Below are 6844 nucleotides of genomic sequence, written 5' to 3'. Positions count from 1 at the left end.
GCCTATTCACGATAGGCAGCCAAACGGCTGCATGTCAACCGGGGATCAGCGGAAGCGGACCGCCGTCATGCCCGCGAGCACGAAGAACACGAGGATGACCAGCGTCCCGGTCTGCCCGCCGGACGACCGCGTCACGACCTGGTCGACCGCGCCGGTCAGCCGCACCCCGCACTCGGCGATGACGGTGTGCCGCCCCGCCTCGATCCGCGTGAACTCGACCGGCGCGGTGAAGGCGCCGGAGGCGTCGGCGTACGCGGAGCCGACCTCGATCCCGTCGGAGGTCAGGGTGACCATTCGGCTCGGCTCGCAGCCTTTCCCGGACGCCGACAGCTCGTCGCCGGGCTGGACGCTCGGCCGGTCGAGCACCAGCTCACCCGGCTTCGGCTCGGTGCTGGTGGTGGTCGGGGTGCCGGGCGTGGTCGGCGTGGTGGACGACGACGGCGGGGTGGTCGTGGTCGTCGGCGGAGTGGTGGTCGTGGTCGGCGGGGTCGTGGTGGTGCCGGGCCGGGTCGGTTTCGAGGTCACGACCGGCGGAGTCGTGGTGGTCGGGGGCGGCGGGGTCGTGGTCGGCGTGGTGGTCACTGTGAACCGGCTGCCTCCGCTGAGCGCTGCGCCAGTCCGGGCGTTGGTGCAGGTGCCGGTCACCGGGTAGGTGCCGGGTTGGGCGCTACCCGGCACCTGGGCTGCGACTGTGCCTTTGGTGTTGGTTTGCAGGTCGGTGTTCGCCGACCACATCGGCGTGCCGTTCCAGGAAAAGGTGACCGGGCCTTTGCAGGGATAGAAATTCCAGGAAATGGTGAAGGAACTTCCGGCCTTCCCAGTTGATGGTTGTAAACTAACCGAAGATAGGTATGGTGATTGTGCGTTGGCGTTACCTGCGACCGCGAGCAGAAGTATCGCTCCGGCCACGGCGCCCAAAAACAGCCGAACCACGAATCGCATTGGGACGTCCCTCCCCGGTGTGTGCTCGCTGTAGCATTCCGGACCAGTCGGATAACGCAAGTAGGGGATGCCCAATGGGACGTGTCATCGCGGCGGGGGTTGCGTTGGGTTTGTGCGGGGTGCTGCTCGGCGCGCCACCCGCGTCGGCCGAAGCCGGCTCACTCGATGTGCAGGTGTCGATCGACCGGCGGCCGATCGCCGACGCCACGGTCCCGGTCGACCCGGCCAAGCAGGTCGAACTGCAGGTCGTGGCCACCAACTCCGGCAGCGCCCCGGTCAAGGTCCGCAGCGTGCGGCTCTCCGGCGTCGCGCTCGCCCTCACGTTCTTCGCCTACGACACGACCGCGCCGTTCGAAGTGCCGGCGCGGGGCTCGGTCACCCGGACGTTCGTGCTGGACCTCGGCGACCTCGTCGGGCAGGCGACCGGGCTGCTGCCTTCGTCGGTCGAACTGCTCGACGCCCAGCGTGCGACGCTCGGCGAGGCGACGACGGTCGCCGACGTCCGCGGCTCCTTCTGGTCGGTCTACGGCGTCTTCGGCCTGGCGATGCTCGTGCTCACCGTCCTGGCCTGGCTGGGTGCGCTGCTCGCGCTCGCCCGCCACCGGCTGGCCGCCAACCGGTGGCGCCGCGGCCTGCGGTTCCTGCCCGCCGGGTTCGGCACCGGCCTGGTCGCGGTGATCACGCTGTCGGTGCTGCGGCTGGTCCCGCCGGAGCCGGCGATCGAGATCCCGGTGGTGCTCGGCGCCGCGGCGATCGCGTTCCTGCTCGGCTATCTGACGCCGCACCCGGCGCCGCCGCGAGCGGTGACCGACAGTGACACCACGGTCCGGATGGCTGTCCCGCCGACCCAGGAATTCACCCGATGAGCGCACCGGCCGAGCTGGTCGCCGCGCTGCCGCAGTACGACATCGGGGCGGAGATCGGCGAAGGCGGCATGGGCGTCGTGTTCGCCGGGACGCACCGGACGCTCGGGCGCAGCGTCGCGATCAAGCAGCTGCCCTGGGACGTGCTCAACCACCAGGCCAGCAGCGAGCTGTTCGACCGCGAGGCCCGCGTGCTGGCCAGCCTCGACCACCCGCACATCGTGCCGGTGTTCGACTACGTCCGCACCGGCCGCGAGCACCTGCTGGTGATGGAACGGCTCGACGGTGGCACCGTGCACAGCCGGTTCCACGGCGGCGGCGTCAGCGGCGAGCAGGCGTGCGCGATCGGCCTGGCGATGCTCGCCGGGCTGCACGCCGCGCACCGGGCCGGCGTGCTGCACCTCGACGTCAAGCCGCGGAACCTGCTGTTCAACCTGCAGGGCGTGGTGAAGGTGGCGGACTTCGGCATCGCGCGGGTGATCAGCGAGGGCGCCACGCTCGTCACGCACGGGGGCGAAATCCTCGGCACCCCGGCGTACATCGCGCCCGAGCAGGCGATGGGCAACGCGCTGAGCCCGGCGGCCGACGTCTACGCGGCCGGCACGGTGCTCTACGAGCTGCTGTCCCGGCAGCTGCCGTTCGACAACACGCGCGGCGCGATCAGCATGATGCGCCAGCACATGTTCACCGACCCGCGGCCGATCGCGGGTGTCCCGATGCCGATCGCCGGCGTGATCATGCGCAGCCTCGCGCGTGAGCTCGATGCGCGCTACCGCGAGGCCGAGTCGTTCGCGGCCGACCTGGCCGGGGCCGCCACCGCCGTCTACGGGCCCGGCTGGCTCGAGCGGTCCGGGGTGCCGGTGCTGCACCTGACCCCCCGGGTGATCGCCGGGCTCAACTCGCCCACCGCGCCGGCGCCGCCGGGGGAGGCCCGGACCCGGCCGGTCCAGCGGCCGTCGGGACCGAACGCGACGCTGGTCGCGCCGAGCGGGCCGGACACCGGTCCCGGGCCGGGCGACGGCCGGACGGGTGACGGAGGTCCGGATTCCGGCCGGACGGGCGAGGGGTCCGGCTCGAAAGCCGCTGTCCTGTGGCTGCGGCTGGCCGCGGCGGCCGCCGCGATCGTGCTGGTCGTCCTCGCACTGCTCAACCCGGAACGGCTGCCGCACCAGGCGTCACCGACGTTGAACCTCGGTGCGCAGCCCGTCACGGTGCCGGTCGAGGTGGACCTCAGCAAGCCGCTGACGCTGACCGGCACCGGCAACCCGGGTCGCGTCGCGCTCACGCTGTCCGCGGCCGGGATTCCGTTGGGCTCGGCCGAAACCGAGGCGAAAGCGGCGGGCAACGGCTTCACCGCGCAGCTCACGCTGCCGGCCATCGCGCGCTGGGTCGTCGGCGGCGCGGTCACGGCGACAGTGCAGACCGGGCCGGTCACGCAGACGTTCACGCTGCTCACCAGCCAGCACCCGCTGGCCAGCGCGATGGGCGCGGGCAGTCTCATCCTGGCGCTGTTCGCGCTCGCCTACCTCGAATCCGGGCTGCGGACCATCCGCAACGGCCACCGCTGGCGCGGCGCGTCGGTCGGCGGGCCGGTGCTGGGCCTGCTGTTCGGTGCCGTGGCATGGCTCTGCATTTCCGTGCTGCGGGTGCACGAACCGGCTCCGGGGTTCGGCGCCGGGTGTGCGGTGGCGGGCGCGGTCGCGGCCGGGCTCGTGGTCGCGGCGGCGCGGCGCCGGGCGTCCACAGTGGTCAGTCGACCATCCGGACGGTGACGGTCGGGCTGTAGCTCTTGCGCCGGCTCCACCCGGCTTCGGCGCAGAGGCTCAGCTGGATCGCGCGGTCGGCCGGTGCCCAGTAGCCGGTGCGGACGAAGTAGCCCTCCATCGTGTTCAGCGCGGCGAGGCGCTTGCGGGCCGAACACATCTCCCAGCCCCACTGCCGCCCGGTCTTCTCGACGCCGTTGCGGCGCACGGACAGGCACGGGTTCCCGACCGCGCGGATGTCGGCGTCACCCTCGGTGACGTAGACGACGCCGTCGATCTTGTAGAACCGGTTGTTGTCGAGCAGGGCGACCTGCCCGGAGAGCGTGACCCCGACGCGGCCACCGTCGTCGCCCGTGAGCGTCCAATCGAGACAGAATTCCTGGACCGGGAGTTCCAGCGACTGGGTCATGGCGAGTTCCCCTGTTCTAGCGGTGCGTCCTTCCAGAAGATAGGCAAAATCCGGACGCCGGGAAGGGATGCGGACGATCTTCACCCGAAGCGGTTCCGGAGCGATGAATGCCTTGCCGCGCATGGGTTTTCAGGCGAGTGGGTGACGCCGGGCACGGGAGGTGACATCGGGGCGTCTTCGCGGGTGGCGTGCGCCGTACGGTCGGGTCTGCTCCCCGATTGATCACGCTCCGTGAGTCAAAGGTAAAGGAACCATTACCTTCGACGGGGCGTTGAGGGGGCATGAGCGAGCCCACGGTCATCGAGCTCGGGCCCCGCGACCTGCTCGTGGTGGCGGGCCTGCCCGGCGCGGGCAAGACGACGATGCTCCACCACGCCGCGCCCGGTCTGGTGGTGCTGGATTCCGACCAGGTCCGCGCCCGGCTGGCGGCGGCGGTCCCGTCGGTGCCGTACCGGTGTTACCGGCCGGTGGTCCACGCGTGGCACCGCGCCCGGGTGGTCCGGCGGGCGATGGCGGCCGGGCCGATCGTGGTCCACGAGCCGTCGACGCGGGCTTCGACGCGCGCGCTCCTGGCGCTGGTCGGCGCGGTGAGCGGCCGGCCGGTGCGGCTGTTGTTCCTGGACGCGACGGCTTCGGAGGCACTGGCGGGGCAGCGGAGCCGCGGACGGATCGTGCGGCCGCGGTCGTTCGCCCGGCACGTCCGGCGGGCGGGGAAGTGGCGCGAGGCGCTGCTGGCGGAGCGGGTGCCGGCCGGGTGGAGCAGCGTGCAGGTGATCGACCGGGCGCGGGCACGGCGGACGCGAGTGGTGGCGAAGCTGCTGGTGGGCTGCTGACGCGACCTGTCCCGCGGCGCGCGTGCTCGGAGGGCCGGGTCGCGTGCTTGGGGGTCGGTTCGCGTACCCGGTTGGTCGGCGCGCGTGGTTGGGCGGACGGCTCGCGTGCCTGCGCACCCCGCCCTCGCCTGCGGTCGCGTAGCCGGGCGACGCGAGGGTCGCCGTCACCCTCAGTTGGTCTGGACATTTTACATATTGGTCTAGACAATATCGGTAACTCCCCGACTGGAGGACCCGATGAGGCGTTCCAGACTGTCCGCAACCCTCGCCGCCTGCGTACTGGCGCTCTCCGGTCTCGCGGCCGGTCCCGCCGAGGCGGCCAACCTCCTCGCCAACCCCGGTTTCGAGGCCGGCTCGCTCTCCGGCTGGACCTGCGCGAACGCGACCACCGTGAGCACCCCCGTGCACGGCGGCGGGTACGCCCTCGCCGGCACGCCCGTCGGCGCCGACTACGCCCAGTGCGCGCAGACCGTGTCCGTTCAGCCGAACACCACGTACACCGTCTCGGCTTGGGTGCGCGGGAACCCCGTCTACCTCGGCATCACCGGCGGCGCCTCGACCTGGTCGGGCAACTCGGGCGCCTACAACCAGCTGTCCCTCACCTTCACCACCGGCAACCAGACCTCCGCCCAGCTCTACCTCCACGGCTGGTACGGCGCCGGCACCTACTACGCCGACGACGTCGTCCTCGACGGCCCCGGCGGCAGCACCCCCGGCACGCCCGGTGCCCCCGGCAACCCGGCCACCGGCAGCGTCACGACGAACTCGATCGCCCTGAGCTGGGGTGCCGCCGCCGGCACCGTCACCGGGTACCGCGTCTACGAAGGCACCACGGCCGTCGCGACCGTCACCGGGACCAGCGCCACCATCAGCGGCTTGGCCGCCTGCTCGACCCACAGCTACGCCGTCGCCGCGTACAACTCCGCCGGTGAATCGCCGAAGAGCGGGACGACCAGCGCGACCACCACCGGCTGCGTCGACACCGGCCTGCCGAAGCACTCGCTCATCGGCTACCTGCACTCCAGCTTCGCGAACGGCTCCGGGTACGTCCGGATGGCCGACGTCCCCGCCGCCTGGGACATCATCGACCTCGCGTTCGGCGAACCGACGTCCGTCACCTCCGGCGACATCCGCTTCAACCGCTGTTCCGCCGCCGAGTGCCCGAACGTCGAGAGCGACGCCGACTTCACCGCCGCCATCAAGGCCAAGCAGGCGCAGGGCAAGAAGGTCCTGATCTCCATCGGCGGCCAGAACGGCCAGGTCCAGCTGACGACGACCGCCGCGCGCGACAAGTTCGTCAGCTCCGTCTCGGCGATCATCGACAAGTGGGGTCTCAACGGGCTCGACGTCGACTTCGAGGGCCACTCGCTCTCGCTCAACGCCGGCGACAGCGACTTCCGCAACCCGACCACGCCGGTGATCGTCAACCTGATCTCCGCGCTGAAGTCGCTCAAGGCCAAGTACGGCTCGGGTTTCGTGCTCACCATGGCGCCGGAGACGTTCTTCGTGCAGGTCGGCTACCAGTTCTACGGCGGCACGAGCGCCGGCGACGCGCGGACCGGCGCCTACCTGCCGGTGATCCACGCGCTGCGGGACTCGCTGACCGTGCTGCACGTCCAGGACTACAACTCCGGCCCGGTCATGGGGCTCGACAACCAGTACCACAACATGGGCGGCGCGGAGTTCCACATCGCGATGACCGACATGCTCAAGGCCGGCTTCACCGTCGCGAACACCGGGAAGTTCTTCCCGGGGCTGCGGCCGGACCAGATCGCGGTCGGGCTGCCCGCGGCGGTCAGCGCCGGCAACGGCTACACGTCGCCCGCGGACGTCCAGACGGCGGTGAACTGCCTGGTCAAGGGCAGTGGCTGCGGCTCTTACACGCTGCGCGGCGGGACGTCGCCGGCGCTGCGCGGGCTGATGACGTGGTCGATCAACTGGGACAAGTACTACAACTGGGAGTTCCAGAACAGCCACGAGCCGTTCCTGAACTCGCTGCCGTGACGCGTCGCGGTGTGCCCCGCCGCGGGGTGG

7 protein-coding genes are annotated in these 6844 nt (G+C 71.3%); 5 read left to right on the top strand and 2 right to left on the bottom strand.

Translation table 11 applies throughout. From position 1 onward, the window contains the following. Window positions 1-45: 45 nt before the first annotated feature. A complete protein-coding gene (locus tag ABZ342_RS44465) occupies window positions 46-294 on the bottom strand; it encodes a hypothetical protein (protein WP_360486799.1) in 249 nt (82 codons plus the stop codon). Here ABZ342_RS44465 and ABZ342_RS44460 point away from each other — a divergent pair. The 3 genes from ABZ342_RS44460 to ABZ342_RS44450 all read left to right on the top strand — a co-directional run bounded on the left by ABZ342_RS44460 (window position 287) and on the right by ABZ342_RS44450 (window position 3577). Then, window positions 287-652, top strand: coding sequence for a hypothetical protein (locus tag ABZ342_RS44460; protein WP_360486796.1), 366 nt, complete (start codon window positions 287-289; stop codon window positions 650-652). The two genes, ABZ342_RS44465 and ABZ342_RS44460, sit on opposite strands and share 8 nt — an antisense overlap. 364 nt (window positions 653-1016) lie before the next feature. Beyond that, window positions 1017-1808: a hypothetical protein gene (locus ABZ342_RS44455; RefSeq protein WP_360486793.1), complete on the top strand. Its 792-nt coding sequence runs from the start codon at window positions 1017-1019 to the stop codon at window positions 1806-1808. Beyond that, window positions 1805-3577 carry a serine/threonine-protein kinase gene (locus ABZ342_RS44450; protein WP_360486790.1) on the top strand — a complete coding sequence of 591 codons (1773 nt, stop codon included), beginning with the start codon at window positions 1805-1807 and terminating at the stop codon, window positions 3575-3577. The genes ABZ342_RS44455 and ABZ342_RS44450 overlap by 4 nt, the downstream gene beginning before the upstream one ends. Here the strand turns inward: ABZ342_RS44450 and ABZ342_RS44445 are convergent. Continuing rightward, window positions 3555-3977: a hypothetical protein gene (locus ABZ342_RS44445; RefSeq protein ID WP_155541462.1), complete on the bottom strand. Its 423-nt coding sequence runs from the start codon at window positions 3975-3977 to the stop codon at window positions 3555-3557. The two genes, ABZ342_RS44450 and ABZ342_RS44445, sit on opposite strands and share 23 nt — an antisense overlap. A 281-nt stretch (window positions 3978-4258) precedes the next feature. Here ABZ342_RS44445 and ABZ342_RS44440 point away from each other — a divergent pair, with 281 nt between their 5' ends. Both ABZ342_RS44440 and ABZ342_RS44435 read left to right on the top strand, forming a co-directional pair. Beyond that, window positions 4259-4810 carry an AAA family ATPase gene (locus ABZ342_RS44440; RefSeq protein WP_155541463.1) on the top strand — a complete coding sequence of 184 codons (552 nt, stop codon included), beginning with the start codon at window positions 4259-4261 and terminating at the stop codon, window positions 4808-4810. 237 nt (window positions 4811-5047) lie between these two features. Continuing rightward, window positions 5048-6814, top strand: a complete 1767-nt coding sequence (locus ABZ342_RS44435; RefSeq protein ID WP_360486785.1) for a glycoside hydrolase family 18 protein — start codon at window positions 5048-5050, stop codon at window positions 6812-6814. Window positions 6815-6844 lie beyond the last annotated feature (30 nt).

Origin of the sequence: Amycolatopsis sp. NPDC005961 (assembly GCF_040629235.1) — a bacterium.
GTDB classification, from domain to species: Bacteria; Actinomycetota; Actinomycetes; order Mycobacteriales; family Pseudonocardiaceae; genus Amycolatopsis; species Amycolatopsis camponoti.
The sequence above is the reverse complement of the archived record's forward strand: the minus strand, read 5'-3'. Positions and strand labels throughout refer to the sequence as shown.